The following is a 19,650-nucleotide window of genomic DNA, read 5'->3' on the forward strand; positions in this document are numbered from 1 at the left end:
TTAAGAAATGAAAGATCTAAAACTAGTGTTATCCACACTTTTTATATTTATAATTACCATCTTCAACGCGCAGATCAAAAATCCTGTCAAATTCAAATTTGATGTGGTTTCTGTTGGGAATGACCAATACGAAGCGGTTTTGACTGGAACAATTGAAGACAAATGGCACGTTTACTCCAAGGATCTTCCACCAGATTCCGGGATTCCCACGGAGTTTAAGGTAACTTCAAAAGACGGGATCCAGCTGATCGGGAAAGTGACTGAAGTGGGTAAAAAGCACGACGAATTCTCGGAAGCTTTCGGAGCGCAGATTGTCTATTATTCTGATAAAGTGGTTTTCAAACAGAAATTCAAACCAAAAGATGCTTCGAAGCCAGCAACAATTACAGCTGAGATCATGTATCAGACTTGTAACGACCGCGTTTGTCTGGCACCAAATACTTTGGAATTTGAAAAACAAATTGCCGGAACGGCGACTGCTGTTGCTTCCGAAGAAAGGGTTGAAAAAACAAAAGATACCGTTTACGAAGTTGCTCCGGCAGGACAAGTGGGAACTGTTTTGAAACCTACAAATGTATCTGAGCCTTCAGTTGCAAAACAAGATGGCTTGAAGATCAATTCTTTGGATTTCCAAAATCCTTTGACTGATTGCGGAACTGTTGCCCAAAAACCGAATGATGACAATTGGCTGGTTCTAGGTCTTGGATTCCTAGGTGGATTGATCGCATTGCTCACACCGTGTGTTTTCCCGATGATCCCATTAACGGTCTCATTCTTTACCAAAGGAAATAAAGATAAGGCAAAAGGCAAACGGGATGCATTCATTTACGGATTTTTCATTCTGTTGATCTTTGTTTTATTAAGTATTCCGTTCCATATTATTGATGGGATCTCAGGGAATATTTTCAATCAGATCTCGACCAATATTTGGCTTAACTTATTCTTCTTCGCAATATTCTTATTCTTTGCATTAAGCTTTTTCGGCTATTACGAGATCACGTTGCCAAGCTGGATCGCCAACAAATCTTCCAAAGCTGAAGAAGCGGGTGGATTGATCGGGATCTTCTTTATGGCTTTGACGTTGGTCATCGTTTCATTCTCATGTACAGGTCCGATTTTGGGAAGTTTACTTGGTGGAGTAGTTGCTGGAGCTACAAATGTTCCGACACTTTTAACATTTGCTTTAGGTGGATTCGGATTAGCTTGGGCATTAGTTTTTGGATTGTTGGCTTTGTTTCCTCAGGCACTTCAAAGTTTACCAAAATCTGGTGGTTGGATGAACACTGTAAAAGTGGTTCTTGGTTTCATCGAGTTGGCTTTGGCTCTTAAATTCCTATCAAAAGCAGATCTGGTTTCCAAAACATTCTTGCTAAAAAGAGAATTGTTCATCGTGCTTTGGATTGTCATTGCAATCGGATTGGTAGTTTATCTATTCGGGAAGATCAGATTTCCTCATGATGATAAGAAACCGAAGATCAGTTTAGGAAGGAGGATCCTGGGTGTTTTCGGAATTGTGTTTGTGGTTTATTTGATTCAAGGATTGATTCCTTCAGAGAAACCAAAATTACAGTTGCTGAGCGGGATTTTACCTCCGTTGAACGTGAGTTATTTCCACGACGAAAAAGACGGAATTCTTGGTTTGAAACCGTATCACAATTACTTCGAAGCAATAGAAGTGGCGAAAAAAGAAAACAAACCTGTTTTGATCGACTTCACTGGTTATGGTTGCGAAAACTGTCGTAAAATGGAGGAATTCGTTTGGAGTCAGGACGATATTTTACCAATGCTTCAGAACGATTTGATCATCGCTTCCGTTTATGTGGATGATAAAGAAGAATTGCCAGAAAACGAGCAGATCAAAATTGATATGGGCGAAGGTCAAATGAAAAAGATCAAGACAATTGGTGATAAATGGAGCTTGTTCCAGCAAGTGAACTTCAACAACAATTCTCAGCCGCATTATGTTTTGGTTACGCCAGATCAGAAAGTGATCAACATTCCGGTTTCTGGTTATATGCCAAAAGAAGACTTCAAAAAGTTCTTGAAATGCGGAATTGATTTTTATAAAAATAAGTAGAAATGATCATCCGGGAAGCTACAATTAATGATATTCCGCAAATACAAGTTGTTCGTAATTCTGTGAAAGAAAACATGTTGTCTGATCCAAATCTGGTAACAGGCGAGGATTGCAGGATATATTTAACAGAAAGAGGAAAGGGCTGGGTGTGTGAAATCGAAGGTCAGATCGTAGGTTTTGCAATCGCGGATATGCTTGAAAATAATATTTGGGCTTTGTTCGTAGATCCAAAATTCGAAAACCAAGGTGTTGGAAAACAATTGCATAATATGATGCTGAATTGGTATTTTGAACAAAGTACAAAACCTGTCTGGCTCGGGACTTGTCCTAATACGAGGGCTGAGAAATTCTATAAACTTTCCGGCAGGGAAGAAATTGGGATGCACGGAAAGGAAGTGAAATTTCAGATGACATTTGAGCGTTGGAAGAATTTGTAATTCTATAAATAGCTTTTTGTTAAGTAATTTAAAAATAAGGTATAAAATTTGTATTCAAAAATCCATAATGATGACAAATTGTTATGGATTTCTTGTTTTAAATACTAACTACTTAATTTTTAAAGCTATGGCCGAAATTCAAATCAAAGAGCAATCTAACGGGAAGAAAACTCAAAACAAAAAACCGATCAGAGTAGACATGACGCCAATGGTGGACTTGGGATTCTTACTGATCACCTTCTTCATGTTCACGACCAATTTCTCAAAACCGAATGCCATCAATTTTTCAAATCCTCCTGAAAATACAGGTAAACCAACTGAAATTGATTATAGAAACCAAATCACCTTTATACTTGGAAAAGAGGGAAAGGTATTCTACTATCAGGCAGATAAGAAAGATTTGACCGACAATAGTTTAAAGCCAGTTTCTTTTGATAAGGCACAAATATCCAAAACGATCGAATCTGCTAAAGCAAAAGCGCCTAAAAAAGATATTTTCACAGTGATCATCAAACCAACAGACGATGCGGAATATAAAACAGTGGTAGATATGCTAGATGAAATGACAATCACAAAATCCGAACGCTACGGCATTTCGGAATTGAACGACAAAGAAAAAGAATTGTACGAGAGTAAAATTCAATAAAAAATACCAAATTAATCTAAAGAGTGTCTGATGGACGCTCTTTTTTATTTATTTTAGATGAAAATTTAGCCAATGAAAAACCTTTTCCCGATCCTTATTTTAGTTTTAGTGGTTTCTTGTAAAAAGACAGTAGAAACCAATACTCCCAAAGTTGACAGCGCAAAGATCATTGATTCAATCAACGTTGCGAGGACCAAAATCAATGACAGTATTCTCGCCAGTCGGAGTTTCAAAGATCTGGAAGGAACGCACAGTTTGACGCACGATATGCTGAAAGGAACGGGTAAAATTACTTTTAAGAAAATTGGTCAGGACGAATATCAAATCTCTGGCAAACAAGCCGACGGTAAACAATATTTGACCATCGATGGAACTGCAAAAATGACTTCGTCTAAAAACCTTAAATTTGAAGGCAACATCAAACAAAGTATTTCCGATAACGACAACGGAAAAGTAGATGTGAGAAGTGGCAAAAGAAATTTTTCTACAGCAGACGACGGCAAAACGTTCAAGCTTCACGAATCGATCAACAGTTCGGGATTTGCTGACAAAATCATCATCAAAATGTAAATTATGCTCAACTACGAAATAGAAGGAAACGGAACAGAAACCTTGGTTTTGCTCCACGGATTTATGGAGAATCTCTCGATTTGGGAGGATTTGAAACCATATTTGTCAGAGAAATTCAAATTGATAAAGATCGATCTGCCAGGTTTCGGAAAGTCTGAAGTCATCGCGGAAGTTCAAACGATGGAATCAATGGCTGACGAACTGAGAAAAGTGACAGACCATTTGAAATTAAATGAGTTTCACTTGCTCGGACATTCGATGGGCGGCTACATTGCCTTGGCTTTTGCAAAAAAATATCCTGAAGATTTGAAATCATTCACGCTGTTTTTCTCAACTTATTTTGCAGATGACGAGGAAAAAAAACAAACCAGAACCAAAGGCTTGAGAATCATCAAGGAAAATCTAAGAGCGTTCGTAAATGCGGGCGTTCCCAATCTTTTCAATCCCAACGAGCACGATATTCTCGAATCTAAAATAAAACTTGCGAAGGAAATTGCCTACACATCTTCCGTAGACGGCGTTCTCGCGTCCCAAAAAGGAATGATAGAACGTCCCGACAGATCCAAGGTCTTAGAAAACTTCGAAGGAAAGATCCTCATTTTATCTGGCAAACACGATTCGGCGGTCAACTCAGAAAAAACCATCAAAAATCTGCCCGATAATACCAACATCAAATCCTACGTTCTGGATTGCGGACACAACGGACATTGGGAAAAACCGGAAGTTTGCGCCTCGATCATCAACACAGAATTGCTCCATCATCTACCCAAAAAATTCGTTCTCTAAAATGGAAATCCTATCAAAAATACTCATCGCAATCGTCGCGCTAGAGCATCTTTATATCTTGTATATGGAAATGTTTGCGTGGGAAACCTTGGGCAAGAAAACTTTCAAGGGTTCGCTTCCGGACGAGCTTTTCAAACCAACAAAAGGACTCGCTGCAAACCAAGGTTTGTACAACGGATTTCTCTCCGCCGGACTCATTTGGAGTTTGTTCATTTGCGACGCCGTTTGGTCAAAAAATGTAGCGATTTTCTTCCTTGGATGCGTGGTAGTCGCCGGGATTTACGGTGCGTTTTCAGCTTCGAAGAAAATATTTTTTGTACAGGCTTTGCCGGCGATCATCGCTTTGGTTTTCGTCTTGTTGCGATAGATTTTTAGGAGCTGATCCCGCTGTCCACTATATCTTTTTTTGTCTTAGAAGTTTTGTCATTAAAAACAAGTTTTTAGATAAGACAAAAAAGGATGCCGTTCCCATCGGGGCTAGGGGTTTTGTTTGTCAATCAATACTTGGTCAGGTTACAAGTTTTCCCAATGTTATGGGTCTGGCTCTTTTGCCTTTGATCTTGAGTCTTTTAAAACTCTTCCGCCTCAATTTTTTCCTTGAAATCCTCAATCGTTTCCTCCATAGATTTGAAGTATTTCCCACCGGAAGCATTGATGTGTCCACCACCGTTGAAATGTTTTCTAGCAAACTGATTCGTGTCCACAGAATCTTTGGAACGGAAAGAGATCTTGATGAAATCCTCGTAAAGATCTTCCATAAAGAAAACCGCCATTTTAGTTCCCAGAACGCTCAATCCGTAATTTACGAAACCTTCTGTATCGCCTTTGTCAAAACCGTACTCTTTTAGTTCAGCACGTTTCAGCCAAAGGATGGCAACTTTTCCATCTTTCGTCAATTCGATTCTGCTGAGAACGAGGGAAAGGAGATGAAGTCTGGAAATCGTATTCGTGTCCCAAGTGTTGGAGGTGATGATGGCTGGATCTGCACCTTTCTCGATCAAATCAGCTACAATTCTATGTGTGCTTGCGCTCGTAGAACGGAAACGGAAACCACCTGTATCGGTCATGATTCCGGTGTAAAGACATTGTGCGATGTCAAGATTCACAGATCTCTCATCGTTGTTGGCTTGGATGAAGTGATAGACCATTTGGCAAGTCGCTGGAATCGTCGTGTCAGAATACACGTAATCGAATTGCTCCGGCATCTGATGGTGATCGATCAATATTTTCTTTGCCTTCGCTTTCGTTACCCAATCACCCAAAAGTCCAATTCTTGTTGGTGAATTGAAATCAAGACAGAAGATCACATCGGCATTGTAGATTGCTTCGCCAGCCACTTTTCTTTTGTATTCGCCAATAACGATCTTTTTCGCTTCCGGCATCCATTTCAGGAACTTTGGAAAGTCGTTTGGAACGATCACAGTTGCTTCAATTCCTTTTGTTTTCAGGTAATGCTTCAGTCCAAGAGAAGAGCCGATTGCGTCGCCATCCGGATTGTGGTGTGATACGATGACGATATTGCTTTCAGGAGTTAGAAGTGCGTTGATCTCTGAGATCTCTTTGGCTGTAAACATAAATGGTTATTGAAAAGTGAAGTTCCAAAGGTAAAACTTTAAATAAAAAAATCGGCTCAAATTTGAACCGATTTTTTTGTTGAATTTTAATTTTATTTCTTAATAACCTTTTGAACAGATTGCCCGTCCACTTTCAGGTAATAGATTCCCGAGGGTAGATTTTTGACATTGATCTCGGTCTTGTTTGATTTACTATTAGAAAGAGATCTCACAATTTTACCTGAGTTGTCGATCAATTCCAAAGAAGCATTTGGTTTCAGATTTTCTATAATCACAATATCAGTTGCAGGATTTGGATAAACAGAGATCCTTGATTTCGAAATTTCAGACGTCGCTAGCACTTTTTTAGAATATGTTGCTTTGTCTCCATTGTATTTTGTGATCACCAATGTTTCATTTCCATTAGAGATATCGTAAGAATACGGTAGGGTTCTGTCACCGCTGAAAAAATTACCAAAATATAAGCCGTCGAATTGCATGATCTGAGGGTCATCAGAAACTGCGAGCGTTACACTTAGATTCAATAGGCGGAATCTATTGTCAGCATAAAAACCGACAGTGCCGTGACCACCATTAAAATAATCGCTCTGGAAATCGCCATCCGAACTTATCATTGTGTTGTCTCCTTGTTGCTGAGTAGGTTTGTTGTAGTTGGTCCCATTGATGTTTAGTGATTCTATAACCCAATTTTGCGAGCTGAGGTTTGTAGGCGGCGTATAATAAGAGAAAGTCAACTGGTCACCCGAAATATTACTTAATGTCAAATCATAACCATTTGATTTCTGCACAATATCGTACGTGATATTATTGACAGCACTCGAATTCTTCGTAAAAAACAAAGAGTAGTTGGTATCAAGACTGGTAGGTTGGCAATTTCCTAAGTACGTATTGGCTTCTGTAATAACGAAATCGTTAGTGACATTGTTAAAAGTAACTTTTCCAAAATTTTCTGAGCAGATGTCACTCACATAATTAAAAAGAAAGTCTGAATAGAATCTCATAAAGTAAGCGCTCTGATCAGCAGAAATGTCTATTGTCGAGCCGTTGACGGTGACTTTTTCTACCTTCCAATTTTTGTCAAATAACAAACTGTTTTGCGAGAATCCCAGCAGCCATAGAAAGGTGAAGACTAAAATTTAAAGTTTTTTCATAGGTTATCAATTTTATTTTAGCTATAAATTTAAAATAATTTTAGAAATATTTGATAATATACTGATAGATTTAATATTACGTTTTTAAATATCTTACTTCAAAAATTCCGTAACTTTGCAAATCATTTCTAACGGTTGAATGCTTAAATTTTTTAATCATTTAATCTTTTAATTTTAATTCAAGTTAATGCACAAAGCAGGATTCGTAAACATCGTTGGGAAACCAAACGCCGGAAAATCAACCCTTCTCAATCAATTGATGGGAGAGAAGCTGGCCATCGTGACCCAAAAAGCACAAACCACCCGACACAGGATCTTCGGGATATATAATGAGGAAGACCTTCAAATCGTTTTTTCTGATACGCCAGGCGTCTTAGACCCAAAATATGGTTTGCAGGAAAAAATGATGGACGTTGTGAAAGATTCTTTGCAGGATGCAGACGTTTTTCTTTTTATAGTTGATGTGACGGATAAAGCGGAACAATCAGAATTTTTGATCGATAAATTGAACAAAATTCCAGTTCCTGTTTTATTGTTATTGAATAAAATCGATCAAACCAATCAGGAAGCGCTTGAAAAAATTGCCACCGACTGGCACGAAAAAATTCCTAAAGCCGAGATTCTTCCAATTTCTGCTTTAAACTCTTTCAACACACACGTGATCCTTCCGAAACTGAAAGATATGTTACCGGAAAATCCACCTTATTACGACAAAGAAATGTACACGGACAGACCAGAACGTTTCTTTGTAAATGAAGCAATCCGCGAGAAGATCTTGTTGAATTACGAGAAAGAAATTCCGTACGCTGTAGAAGTGGTGACGGAGCAGTTTAAGGAAAAAGAAGGTGCTATTATTATTGATTCTATAATCTACGTAGAACGTGATACACAGAAAGGGATCATCATTGGACACAAAGGTGAGATGATCAAAAAAGTAGGTACAGAAGCGAGAATCGATCTGGAAAAATTCTTTGGTAAAAAAATACATCTCAGCCTTTTCGTCAAAGTCAAAAAAGACTGGCGAAAAAATGATAGAGATCTCAAAAATTTCGGTTACCGTTAAAAACCTCTTAAATCCTTTTCTATAAAGGATTTTTTTGTTAGCTTTGATAGAAATTGATTCTGGAAATGAGAAATTTTAATTCATCAAAAGTTAATGACATAGTTTTAAACGGATTGATATTAGTAATCCAATTATTCGTAGGAATCTCTATGTTGACGCACGGTTTGCCAAAACTAGAGATGCTAACTGCAAATGATAAGATAGAATTTATGAATTTTCTGGGATTGGGGTCAGTGATTTCCTTGGTGCTCGTTGTCTTTGCGGAAGTACTTTGTTCTGTTTTCATCATTGTTGGATTTCTCACAAGATTTTCTACAGTTCCACTGATGATGACAATGCTGATTGCTTTCTTCGTAAGGCACGGCTCTGATCCGTACGTCGTAAAAGAATTGAGTCTGGTGTATTTTTTCTTTTACCTTACAATATTTGTGTTAGGCTCTGGTAAGTTTTCTTTGGATTGGCTTTTCTCAAAGAAAGAGGCGGTATATTAATCAAACCATTGGGTCACATAATCTTTGATGATGATCCAAAAATTTTTGCCTAGGAAATAGATGAGAGTAGAAGTGATGATTCCTTTTACGGTAAAGAAGATGATGCCGCCAATTCCAAACTTTTTCAGCAAGCTTTTCCACTTCGGTAATTTTTTCTCCTCCGTTTCAATGTTCTCTTCCATTTTTTATTTTTTTCAAAAATAAGAAAAATTCTGCAGTTTAGATTCATTCAAAATAATTTTATGTTCGGCGAAATCTCCAATTCTCCCACACTCAAACACTCCAACTTCTATACTTTTAAACTCTTTTACTAACGATTGTTAGTTTTAAATTTTGTCCGTCAAAATATATTTTTATCTTTAGAGACTTCTAAAAATATAAAATTATATGTCCTCAATTTCAATATTAGAAAATCTAAAAAGATTAGGTATTTCAACGGAAAACAACGGAACTTCCACAGGATTAGAATTTTTCTCATCTGGCCAAAATATAGAAAGCCATTCTCCGGTTGATGGAAAATTGATCGCCTCCATCAAAACTTCTGATGCCAATGACTACGAAAAAGTGTTGTCAAAAGCGCAGGAAGCTTACAAAGAATTCAGACAGATTCCTTCTCCAAAACGTGGCGACCTGGTTCGTCAGTTTGGAAACAAATTGAGAGAATACAAAGACGACTTAGGAAAACTTGTTTCCTACGAAATGGGAAAATCTCTGCAGGAAGGTCTTGGCGAAGTTCAGGAAATGATAGATATCTGCGATTTTGCAGTAGGATTGTCCCGTCAACTTCACGGTTATACAATGCATTCCGAAAGACCAGGTCACAGAATGTACGAACAATATCATCCACTTGGAATTGTAGGCGTGATTTCCGCGTTCAACTTTCCGGTTGCAGTTTGGGCCTGGAACGCTTCATTAGCCTGGATCTGTGGAAACGTTGTCGTTTGGAAACCATCAGAAAAAACACCACTTTGTGCGATTGCCTGTCAAAATATCTTTGCTGAAGTAGCAAGAGAAAACGGATTTCCGGAAGGGATTTCAAGTTTGGTAATTGCTGACCACGAGATTGGCGATAAGTTGGTTAATGATAAAAGAATTTCGCTTGTTTCTTTCACAGGTTCTACAAGAGTTGGAAGAATTGTAGGACAAAATGTGGCCAAACGTTTCGGAAAATCAATTCTGGAATTGGGCGGAAACAACGCAATCATTATCACAGAAAATGCCGATATCAATATGAGTATTATCGGTGCGGTTTTCGGAGCTGTGGGAACGGCTGGACAAAGATGTACTTCCACAAGACGTCTCATCATCCACGAATCTGTTTACGATGAAGTGAGAGACCGTCTGGTAAAAGCTTACGGACAATTGAAAATCGGAAATCCGTTGGACGAATCCAATCACGTTGGACCGCTAATTGACAAATCTGCCGTAAAACAATATCAGGATTCCATAGAGAAATGTAAAGCTGAAGGCGGGAAATTTGCAGTTGAAGGTGGCGTTTTGGAAGGTGAAGATTATACTTCCGGCTGTTACGTAAAACCTTGCATCGCTGAGGTTGAAAACAGTTACGAAATCGTTCAGCACGAGACATTTGCACCAATTCTTTATTTGATCAAATATAAAACTTTGGACGAGGCGATTGCTTTACAAAACGATGTTCCACAAGGATTGAGTTCTGCAATTATGACGCAAAACCTGAGAGAAGCAGAATTGTTCCTTTCAAACGGCGGTTCAGATTGTGGCATTGCCAACGTGAATATCGGAACTTCAGGAGCAGAAATCGGTGGCGCTTTCGGAGGCGAAAAAGAAACTGGAGGCGGAAGAGAATCCGGTTCCGATGTCTGGAAATATTATATGAGAAGACAGACAAATACAATCAATTATACAACCAGTTTGCCATTGGCTCAGGGGATTAAATTCGATTTATAAAATTTAATTGTCAATGAAAATTGTTGAGCATTTTGAAATTGAAACAACAAAAGAATTAGCAGAAAGTTTGGCTGAACTGAGAAAAATTACGAATAAAAATTATTTTTCTTTTTTTGGCTTTAATGAAAAAATAATGTTTCGAGGGATAATTACCAATAGAACATTTAAAATCACAAAAATCACGAATGTCAGGGGAGTTTTAGAAGCAGTTTCTACGGGAAATATTTCTGAAAAAGATGGAAAATTCATTGTCAAAGTATCAATTAGGCCAGCAATATTTAGTGTTGTATATTCTTTAACAATGGCTGTGTTTGTAATGTTTTTAGTCATATTTTTAAATGTAATAGGTTTACTAAATATAACAATGAACATAGTGTTTCTCTTCTTTGTTTTAGCGTTCACAATGATTCCTGTTTTCTCATACGACGAAGAAAAAGAAAGGTCAAAAAAGAAACTGATAGAAATTTTTAAATAAAAAAATTCATAAATGATAACAACTACAGAAAATAAAGTAAAAGAAACCTTAGGCAAACACATTCTAGCAGACGGTTTCGATTTTGTAATGGATTTTGAAAAGTCCCACGGTTCCTACATTGTTGACCGTTTGACAGGCAAAGAATATCTCGATATGTTCTCGATGTTTGCGTCGGCTTCCGTTGGTTACAACCATCCTTACATTTTGGAAAAAGCCAATTGGTTGGGGAAAATGGCAATTTATAAACCAACCTTGAGCGATGTTTATCTTCAGGAATACGCCGATTTTATGGACGTTTTCTCGAGAGTAGCGATTCCGAAAGAACTACCTTATTGCTTTTTCGTAGAAGGTGGCGCTTTGGCTGTAGAAAACGCTTTGAAAACGGCTTTCGACTGGAAAACAAGAAAAAACTGGCAAAAAGATATTGACAAGGAGGCAAGTTTGGTCATTCATTTCAAACAATCTTTCCACGGAAGAAGCGGTTACACTTTGTCATTAACGAATACTTCTGATCCAAGAAAACACCAGTATTTCCCAAAATTCGAGTGGCCAAGAATCACCAACCCAAAGCTGAATTTTCCAATTACTGAAGAAAATTTGAAAGAGACCATCAAGCACGAACAAATGGCTTTGCTGAATATCCAAGAAGCGATTTTGGCAAATCCAGATGAGGTGGCTTGTATCATTATAGAGCCGATCCAGGCTGAAGGTGGCGACAATCATTTCAGGAATGAATTCTTCGTTGAATTGAGACGAATCTGCGATGAGAATGAAATCCTTTTAATCCTTGATGAAGTACAAACTGGAATCGGAATGACGGGGAAAATGTGGGCTTACGAAGATCTGGGAATTATTCCAGACGTTATTTCTTTTGGTAAGAAAACGCAGGTTTGTGGAATATTGGCAAACAAAGAAAAGCTGGACGAAGTAGAACATCACGTTTTCGTGGAAAGTTCAAGAATCAACTCGACATTCGGTGGAAACTTTATCGATATGCTTCGCTTCCAATTGGTTTTGGAGATCATTGAAAATGAAAACTTGGTGGAGAATTCCAAAGTTGTAGGCGAGTTTCTATTGGATGGATTATTAAAATTAGAACAAAAATTCCCAGAGCAAATTTTTGCATCTAGAGGAAAAGGCTTGATGTGTGCATTCGATCTGAAAGACCATGACACCAGAAACTGGATGAGAGAGAAGCTTTATGATGAAGGAATCATCGTGTTGACCTGCGGCGACCAGTCCATCAGATTCCGTCCACATCTTAATGTAACAAAAGAAGAAATCAACATTGTTTTAGATAAAATTAATTCATTATTTGAGAATTTAATATAAAGAATTTTTGATTTTGATATTTTTTTTATAAATTGCTATGCTTAATAAATATCAAAATCTGAATTATGGATGCAACAACCAGAGTCTCTGTTTACGAAAGCAGCAGCCCACAGGAGATCCAGCTGATGAAGTCTAAGCTGGAAGATGCAGGAATAAAATGTGATGTTGAGAACTCTTATCTTAGTTTTCTTTCGACTCCCACTGCAACCAACACTTTTATTAAAGTTGATCTGAACGACGAGAAAAAAGCGTTTGAGATCATCGATGAATATTTAAAATCAAACCAAAATTGATTTCATATTTTTAAATTTTACGTTTTACAGAAATCGGGTTCAAATTTATTTGAGCCCGATTTTTTTCTATTAATTTGAAATTATTTTTGTTGATGATCTACAAAATCAGTATCATTGCAGAACAAAAGGGGGATTAGCTCATCTGGCTAGAGCGTTAGACTGGCAGTCTAAAGGTGACGGGTTCGATCCCCGTATTCTCCACTTGATCCTTGCTATTTTATAGTGAGGATCTTTTGTTTTATCTTCATTCAAAATTTCTTCAGAATTGGATCCGTACATTAGCGACATGAGCTTGATCAAAATATAACTATTGATGAAAATCCTAATAATCGAAGACGAGACAGAGTTGGCGAAAAGCATCGCCGAATATCTTGCAGGAGAAAACTACCTGTGCGAGTTTGCATCCACCTTTTCTGATGCCATGAACAAGATCTCAAATTTTCTATATGACTGCATCTTGCTGGACATCATGCTTCCGGACGGAAATGGTCTTGCGATATTGGAAGAGTTGAAAAAACAAAACAAGCAAGATGGCGTGATTATTGTCTCGGCGAAAAATGCATTGGATGATAAGATCAAAGGTCTGCAGTTGGGGGCAGATGATTACCTCACAAAACCTTTCCACTTGTCAGAATTGATGGCAAGGATCTATTCAATCATCCGCAGAAAACAATTCAACAATTCGAATGTCGTCAAGCAGAATGAACTTCAGATCGACCTTCTAGCTAAAACCGTCTCCATTAATGATGAATTGATCTCTTTGACAAAAAAGGAATTCGATCTTTTGATCTATTTTATTGGAAACAAAAATAAAGTGATTTCCAAAAGTACCTTGGCTGAGCATCTTTCTGGGGATTTTGCAGACATGTTGGATAACCACGATTTTGTTTATGCGCATGTAAAAAACCTGAAAAAGAAACTCTACGATGCTGGTTGCGAACATTACTTGAAAACAGTCTACGGAACGGGATACAAATGGATCTCAGATTAATTATAAATGGTTAATTGTAAATTATTAATCTTATGAAAGAAAATATTGTAAAAAAAAAGAGTTTTGTGTTTGCTGTAAGGATTGTAAAACTATATCAGTATTTATGTGAGAATAAAAAAGAATTTGTACTTTCAAAACAATTATTGAGAAGTGGGACTTCAGTTGGCGCAATGATCAGAGAAGCTGAGCATGCTGAGACCAAAAACGATTTTAAACATAAATTAGCAATTGCGCAAAAAGAAATCAATGAGACAATTTATTGGCTTGAATTACTCAAGGAAACAGCTTACTTGACAAACGAAGAATTTGATAGCATCAATGCGGATGCAACAGAAATCATTAAATTACTTACCACAATACTTAAGTCTGTTAAATCAAGCACATCTAATTGATAATTTATCATTAATATTTAATAATTAATTTGAAGCCACTTCTTAGCAAAACCACAAAACCATTTATCATCTATGTCCTAATTATTTTGGTCATTAGCATTCCTGTGTATTATATGGTGGTGGACGCGATCTGGAAGCACGAGTTGGATGAGCATAACGAAATTGTGGCTAAAAAAACCGAACGCCAGCTCAATAATTTGGGATTTTCTGACCAAAAAAATTCCGAAATCGTAGATTTGTGGCACAAGATACAACCGAATACCTACATCAGCCCCCTTTTGAGTGGCGATAATCTGAAAGATAGTATTTACATTACAGAAAAGCACAATGCCTTCCCAAGCGCTGAGGCGATAGACAGATTCAGATGCTATTCTACGGTTATCTACCTCCACCAAAAACCTTTCCGTTTTCTGGTGGAAACCAATATCGAAGAATCTCAGGAAACCATCTTTTTCATCTCTGCGACTACGGTTTTACTTTTCATTTTAATGGTTGGAGGCTTGTTATTTCTTAACCGAAGATTGTCAAGTTCAGTCTGGAAACCATTCCGAAAAACATTGGACCAACTCAAAAACTTCAATCTGAATCAGCAGGCGAATATCGAATTTGAAGACACTGACATTAAAGAATTTGATGAACTGAATCTGTCCTTAAGCAAATTGATCGATCAGAACATCTCTGTTTACAGGACGCAGAAGGAATTCACAGAAAATGCTTCCCACGAATTGCAGACGCCACTTGCGATCCTAAAAAATAAGCTGGATATTCTTTTGCAGAACGATGATCTGACGGAGAAACAATATCAGATCGTGGAAGAGATGCACAAAGCTTTGACCAGAAGCTCCAGTATCAACCGCAATCTTCTGCTTTTGGCAAAGATCGATAACAGCCAGTTTGATAATTCGGAAGTCATTCAGTTTAATGAACTTCTTGAACAAAGTATCCAGATATTACAAGAGCATTTTGAACAAAAGAAAATTGCTTTACATTCTGATATTTCATCTAATGTTGAAGTGAAAGGCAATAGCAGTCTGCTGGAGGTTTTGGTGAATAATCTAATTCTGAATGCCATCCGTCATACGTCTGTAAACGGTATGATCACTATCAGATTGACAAATTCGGTCTTTGAGGTTTCAAATTCTGGAACAGAAGCGTTGAACGAGGACCTGCTTTTCAAAAGATTTTCCAAACTGTCAACAGATAACCGTGGAAGTGGATTGGGTTTGGCAATCATCAAACAAATTTGCAAGCTTCAGAATTGGAATATCAATTATCGATTTGAAGATCAGCTTCACATTTTTTCGATTGATATTGAGAATATGGAGCAAAAAAAATAATAAAAAAAATAATTCAATATTTCTTCTAAATTGAGCCCTTACTTTACACGGTCAACATCGTGTAATTATGGATCCAAAAACAATATTTGCGAAATTATTCAAAGGGAGATCTACTGTATTATTCTCTATTTTAATTCTTTATATTACGCTGTCATGCGTAGTCAGAGTTGTTTTTATGTTCTGGTCTTCAAAAGATCTTGATTTTAATTTTCTTCACATTCTTAAGGCGTTTTTTACCGGATTCTTTTTCGATCTGGCTGTTGGCGCTTTGTTTTTGTTGCTGTACGCGGTTTATCTCTTGATATTCCCGAAAAGATGGATCGGTTCAAAGTTCGATAGGATCTTTACCTATTTTTATCTGGTTTTGATTCTCGTCATCATGTATTTCAGTCTTTTGGCTGAGATTCCTTTTTGGGACGAGTTCGGCGTGAGATTCAACTTCATTGCGGTTGACTATCTGATCTATACTTATGAGGTTGTGGAAAATATCAACCAGTCTTATCCGCTTCCTTTGATCTTCGGAGCTTTGATCGCTTTGGTCTGGCTGACGCTTTTTTTGCTGAAAAGGAAAGGTGCGTTCCGAAACACATTTTCCGATAAGAGATCGATATCGAAGCGTTCAACATATTTATTTCCAGTTATAATTATTACAATTGGTCTCGGTCTATTAATGAAAAATAAAATGGCAGAATCTACAGATAATCTGGTGTTGAACGAGCTTGGAAAAAACGGCGTGTTTTCATTTTTCACAGCGTTCAAGGCCAACGAGTTGGATTATGATACGTTCTATCCAAAAATTTCTGATAAAGAGGCTTACAAAATTTTGAAAGATCTCCTTGTGCAAGAAAATCAAACTTATGATTCCAATAAATTTGACGATATTTCTCGCAATACCCAAGGTAATATTGAGCAAAAGCCCAATATTATTCTGATCACGATAGAGAGTTTCAGCGGAGATTTTATAAAAGCATTTGGAAACAAAGACAACATCACTCCCAATTTTGATAAGCTTGCCGAGGAAAGTATTTTCTTCACAAACCTCTATGCAACGGGAACCAGAACTGTCCGCGGAATGGAAGCATTGACCTTGTCTGTTCCGGCAACTCCGGGAAACAGTATCGTGAGAAGACCCAATAATCAAGACCTTTTTTCTATCTCGACAATCGTGAAGTCGAAAGATTACCAACCCTATTTCATCTACGGTGGCGATGGTTATTTTGACAATATGAATAACTTTTTCGGAGGTCAGGGTTTTGATATTGTCGATAGAAATAGGGGAAATGCCTTGTCCGATGATATCAAGACCCAACGTTTTCAAATTCCCGACAATGAGGTGAGTTTTGAAAATGCCTGGGGAATCTGCGACGAGGACCTTTACAAACAATCGCTAAAATATGCTGATAGGAATTCCAAGGCTGGGAAGCCTTTTTTCCAATTTGTGATGACAACTTCCAATCATAAACCTTACACTTTTCCAAATGGTAAAATCGATCTTCCGCAAGGCAACAGAAATGCGGCTGTGAAATATACCGATTACGCATTGGGGAAATTTCTTACCGAAGCGAAAACAAAACCTTGGTTCAAAAATACGGTCTTCGTGATCGTCGCTGATCATTGTGCAAATAGTGCCGGCAAGTGGGAGATCAATATCAAAAACCATCACATTCCGGCGATTATCTACAATCTGCCACACACGCCAGAAAAAATCGGACGTTTGACGTCGCAGATCGATCTGATGCCAACGTTGTTTGGATATCTTGGTTGGCGCTATGAGACCAGTTTGTATGGGAAAGATATCAATCAAACGAAACCAGGTGGTGAAAGAGCTTTTCTGGGGAATTACAGAACATTGGGAATGCTGAAGGGAGATGTTTTTACTCAAATTGATGACAAAAAAAGAACGAAACAGTTCACAGTATCTGCAAAAGATCAGTCATTGTCTGAAGTTAAAAATAATAATAATGATCTGGTGTCTCAAACCATTGCTTATTACCAAACGGCCAGCGAAAGATTCAAAAACGGAAGGATGAAGGCTACAAAAAACATAAGGACCTTGAAGAAAAACACTTCCAAATTCCTTCCAAATTGAGGCGCACTTTTGATATGTAAAAATAACCATGAAAGATCTTTTATTAAGTTTGCTTTTAATTTTATTAAGTAATCAATACTTCAAAGCGCAAGATAGTTTGGCTACGACTTAGCAAAGGATTCAATAATCACAAGATTCAATGTGGAAGATGGAACTCATCAATTCCGTTATGAAAAACTGATCGTTCCTGACATTGTCGCAAGATCGATCAAATTCTAGGTGGGAAAAATGAACATTCTCGAATGATGGTCATGCCTTTTTATCAAAATAAGAGTGTGGGAATTGGTCTCGATAAGAATTTCTAAGATTTTATTAGTGTTAAATTTTAAATCAACCTCTTGTTTAATTTAGATAACTGTCCTATTTTTGTGACATCATCCAAATTATTCCTATCGAAAAAAAGTTACTGTTTAATATCTACTCAATGAAAAGATCTGTACTGGTAATTCTATTTTCAATAATTCTGGTGTCTTGTGGTGCTTCGAAATCCACAAAAAAATATTCCTACAAAAAACCAACGACTACCAAATCTGCCAATCTCAAAAAACTAAGTTCGACCTATTCAGGGAATGTTTCCGGAACCAGAGCGTCTATTTTGAATAACGCAGAGAATTATCTCGGTACGCCTTACAAATACGCTGGAAATACAAAAGCTGGATTTGATTGTTCTGGTTTGGTCTGCAAAGTTTTCGATGAGAATAATATGAAAATGCCAAGACGTTCGCAAGACCAGGGAAAATCTGGTTCATCCATCAATATCTCCGAGGCAAAACCCGGTGATCTCCTGTTTTTTGCAACCGCTGGCGGATCTGCTGTGACGCACGTCGGAATCGTTCATGATATTATGAACACGGGTGAAGTGACCTTCATCCATGCCTCAACTTCCAAAGGTGTGATCATTTCTTCTCTCAATGAGGCGTATTGGAACAAAGCTTTCCTTTTTGCGAGAAGTGTCCTTTAGTTTTATTATTTTTGCGGAACACGATTTCCATCTCAAAATGGGAATCAATTATCATTAATCAATTATCATTTATAAAAAATATGTCTTTACAGGAAAAAATCGAAAAAGCTTGGGATAACCGCGAACTTTTGAAAGAAGAAGAATATCAAAATGCAGTAAGAGAAGTTGTAGCAAAATTAGACGCTGGCGAATTGCGTACGGCTGAACCTACAGAAAACGGTTGGCAGATCAACGAGTGGGTGAAAAAAGGAGTCGTAATGTACTTCCCGATCCAAACCATGGAAACCATAGAAGTTGGACCATTCGAGTTCCACGATAAAATTCCTTTGAAGAAAAATTACGCAGAAAAAGGCGTTAGAGTAGTCCCTCACGCTATTGCTAGACACGGAAGTTTTGTAGCAAGTGGTGTGATCTTGATGCCATCTTACGTTAACATCGGTGCTTATGTAGATTCCGGGACTATGGTTGATACTTGGGCTACAGTTGGCAGTTGCGCACAGATCGGTAAAAATGTTCACTTAAGCGGTGGTGTAGGAATTGGTGGTGTTTTGGAACCATTGCAGGCGGCTCCGGTGATTATAGAGGATGATGCTTTCATTGGATCACGTTGTATCGTGGTAGAAGGCGTTCGAGTAGGAAAAGAAGCTGTCTTAGGTGCAAACGTTTGCCTGACAATGTCCACTAAAATTATTGATGTAACCGGACCTGAACCAATCGAAACGAAAGGTTACGTTCCAGAACGTTCAGTGGTGATCCCGGGAAGTTATACAAAGAAATTTCCAGCTGGCGAATTTCAGGTCCCTTGCGCACTGATCATCGGAAAAAGAAAAGAATCTACAGACAAGAAAACCTCTCTTAACGATGCTTTGAGAGAAAATAATGTAGCGGTTTAATTCGAAAATTTGATTGATCTCTTTTACTGATTGAAGGAAAAAGAAAACAGTGTTGTTTATTCAATAACAAATAAATAGGTGGTTGTAGCTTCAAATTGTCAACAATGATTTGAAGCTCATTTACCCCTTCAAAAAGAACTTGAAAAAATAATTAACCTGAGTTCGG

At 37.7% G+C, this 19,650-nt stretch carries 21 protein-coding genes and 1 tRNA gene; 19 read left to right on the forward strand and 3 right to left on the reverse strand.

The genetic code is table 11. The features are described 5' to 3' along the window. Positions 1 to 7 precede the first annotated feature (7 nt). From AXA65_RS05225 to AXA65_RS05250, 6 genes are all read left to right on the forward strand, one after another. Positions 8 to 2,077 carry a thioredoxin family protein gene (locus AXA65_RS05225; protein ID WP_063969062.1) on the forward strand — a complete coding sequence of 690 codons (2,070 nt, stop codon included), beginning with the start codon at positions 8 to 10 and terminating at the stop codon, positions 2,075 to 2,077. A gap of 2 nt (positions 2,078 to 2,079) precedes the next feature. Then, positions 2,080 to 2,514, forward strand: a complete 435-nt coding sequence (locus tag AXA65_RS05230) for a GNAT family N-acetyltransferase (RefSeq protein ID WP_063969063.1) — start codon at positions 2,080 to 2,082, stop codon at positions 2,512 to 2,514. Positions 2,515 to 2,641: 127 nt separating this feature from the next. Beyond that, a complete protein-coding gene (locus tag AXA65_RS05235; protein ID WP_063969090.1) occupies positions 2,642 to 3,160 on the forward strand; it encodes an ExbD/TolR family protein in 519 nt (172 codons plus the stop codon). A gap of 72 nt (positions 3,161 to 3,232) precedes the next feature. Next, positions 3,233 to 3,730 carry a hypothetical protein gene (locus AXA65_RS05240; protein ID WP_063969064.1) on the forward strand — a complete coding sequence of 166 codons (498 nt, stop codon included), beginning with the start codon at positions 3,233 to 3,235 and terminating at the stop codon, positions 3,728 to 3,730. A 3-nt stretch (positions 3,731 to 3,733) separates the two neighbouring features. Then, entirely contained in the window at positions 3,734 to 4,516 is a 783-nt protein-coding gene (locus AXA65_RS05245; RefSeq protein ID WP_063969065.1) for an alpha/beta fold hydrolase, read from the forward strand. Between the two features lies 1 nt (position 4,517). Continuing rightward, positions 4,518 to 4,883, forward strand: a complete 366-nt coding sequence (locus AXA65_RS05250) for a DUF1304 domain-containing protein (RefSeq protein WP_063969066.1) — start codon at positions 4,518 to 4,520, stop codon at positions 4,881 to 4,883. Positions 4,884 to 5,085: 202 nt separating this feature from the next. On the opposite strand, the gene AXA65_RS05255 is transcribed toward AXA65_RS05250, so the two are convergent. After that, on the reverse strand, positions 5,086 to 6,090 hold the full coding sequence (locus tag AXA65_RS05255; protein ID WP_063969067.1) for a DHH family phosphoesterase: 1,005 nt from the start codon (positions 6,088 to 6,090) through the stop codon (positions 5,086 to 5,088). A 92-nt stretch (positions 6,091 to 6,182) separates the two neighbouring features. Then, the gene (locus AXA65_RS05260) at positions 6,183 to 7,178 is read right to left on the reverse strand and encodes a T9SS type A sorting domain-containing protein (protein ID WP_063969068.1); all 996 of its coding nucleotides are present in this window, start codon (positions 7,176 to 7,178) and stop codon (positions 6,183 to 6,185) included. A 250-nt stretch (positions 7,179 to 7,428) separates the two neighbouring features. Between AXA65_RS05260 and era the strand changes: the two genes are divergently transcribed. Next, positions 7,429 to 8,304, forward strand: coding sequence for a GTPase Era (era, locus tag AXA65_RS05265; RefSeq protein WP_028122116.1), 876 nt, complete (start codon positions 7,429 to 7,431; stop codon positions 8,302 to 8,304). 65 nt (positions 8,305 to 8,369) lie between these two features. Further along, positions 8,370 to 8,795 carry a DoxX family protein gene (locus AXA65_RS05270; RefSeq protein ID WP_063969069.1) on the forward strand — a complete coding sequence of 142 codons (426 nt, stop codon included), beginning with the start codon at positions 8,370 to 8,372 and terminating at the stop codon, positions 8,793 to 8,795. On the opposite strand, the gene AXA65_RS05275 is transcribed toward AXA65_RS05270, so the two are convergent. Next, entirely contained in the window at positions 8,792 to 8,977 is a 186-nt protein-coding gene (locus AXA65_RS05275; protein WP_063969070.1) for a hypothetical protein, read from the reverse strand. The genes AXA65_RS05270 and AXA65_RS05275 overlap by 4 nt on opposite strands. Positions 8,978 to 9,182: 205 nt before the next feature. Between AXA65_RS05275 and AXA65_RS05280 the strand changes: the two genes are divergently transcribed. The 11 genes from AXA65_RS05280 (at position 9,183) to AXA65_RS05330 (ending at position 19,484) form a co-directional block, all read left to right on the forward strand. Next, complete coding sequence (locus AXA65_RS05280; protein WP_063969071.1) at positions 9,183 to 10,721, forward strand: aldehyde dehydrogenase family protein; 1,539 nt, start codon at positions 9,183 to 9,185, stop codon at positions 10,719 to 10,721. 13 nt (positions 10,722 to 10,734) lie between these two features. Beyond that, positions 10,735 to 11,196 (forward strand): hypothetical protein, encoded by a 462-nt coding sequence (locus AXA65_RS05285; protein ID WP_063969072.1) that lies wholly within the window; start codon positions 10,735 to 10,737, stop codon positions 11,194 to 11,196. Positions 11,197 to 11,208: 12 nt separating this feature from the next. Next, complete coding sequence (gene lat / locus AXA65_RS05290; protein WP_063969073.1) at positions 11,209 to 12,528, forward strand: L-lysine 6-transaminase; 1,320 nt, start codon at positions 11,209 to 11,211, stop codon at positions 12,526 to 12,528. A 65-nt stretch (positions 12,529 to 12,593) separates the two neighbouring features. Then, the gene (locus AXA65_RS05295; RefSeq protein ID WP_063969074.1) at positions 12,594 to 12,821 is read left to right on the forward strand and encodes a DUF2007 domain-containing protein; all 228 of its coding nucleotides are present in this window, start codon (positions 12,594 to 12,596) and stop codon (positions 12,819 to 12,821) included. A gap of 127 nt (positions 12,822 to 12,948) precedes the next feature. Beyond that, positions 12,949 to 13,022: transfer RNA gene (locus AXA65_RS05300), tRNA-Ala, on the forward strand. Between the two features lie 112 nt (positions 13,023 to 13,134). Beyond that, the gene (locus tag AXA65_RS05305) at positions 13,135 to 13,812 is read left to right on the forward strand and encodes a response regulator transcription factor (RefSeq protein ID WP_063969075.1); all 678 of its coding nucleotides are present in this window, start codon (positions 13,135 to 13,137) and stop codon (positions 13,810 to 13,812) included. A gap of 32 nt (positions 13,813 to 13,844) precedes the next feature. Continuing rightward, the gene (locus AXA65_RS05310) at positions 13,845 to 14,204 is read left to right on the forward strand and encodes a four helix bundle protein (RefSeq protein WP_063969076.1); all 360 of its coding nucleotides are present in this window, start codon (positions 13,845 to 13,847) and stop codon (positions 14,202 to 14,204) included. Between the two features lie 29 nt (positions 14,205 to 14,233). Beyond that, entirely contained in the window at positions 14,234 to 15,541 is a 1,308-nt protein-coding gene (locus AXA65_RS05315; RefSeq protein WP_063969077.1) for a sensor histidine kinase, read from the forward strand. Positions 15,542 to 15,716: 175 nt separating this feature from the next. Continuing rightward, positions 15,717 to 17,630: an LTA synthase family protein gene (locus tag AXA65_RS05320; RefSeq protein WP_228391625.1), complete on the forward strand. Its 1,914-nt coding sequence runs from the start codon at positions 15,717 to 15,719 to the stop codon at positions 17,628 to 17,630. A 424-nt stretch (positions 17,631 to 18,054) separates the two neighbouring features. Continuing rightward, positions 18,055 to 18,591, forward strand: coding sequence for a C40 family peptidase (locus AXA65_RS05325; protein WP_063969079.1), 537 nt, complete (start codon positions 18,055 to 18,057; stop codon positions 18,589 to 18,591). An 80-nt stretch (positions 18,592 to 18,671) separates the two neighbouring features. Then, positions 18,672 to 19,484, forward strand: coding sequence for a 2,3,4,5-tetrahydropyridine-2,6-dicarboxylate N-succinyltransferase (locus AXA65_RS05330; protein ID WP_063969080.1), 813 nt, complete (start codon positions 18,672 to 18,674; stop codon positions 19,482 to 19,484). The last annotated feature ends 166 nt before the right edge of the window (positions 19,485 to 19,650 follow it).

The organism is Chryseobacterium sp. FP211-J200, from assembly GCF_001643375.1.
GTDB classification, from domain to species: Bacteria; Bacteroidota; Bacteroidia; order Flavobacteriales; family Weeksellaceae; genus Epilithonimonas; species Epilithonimonas ginsengisoli.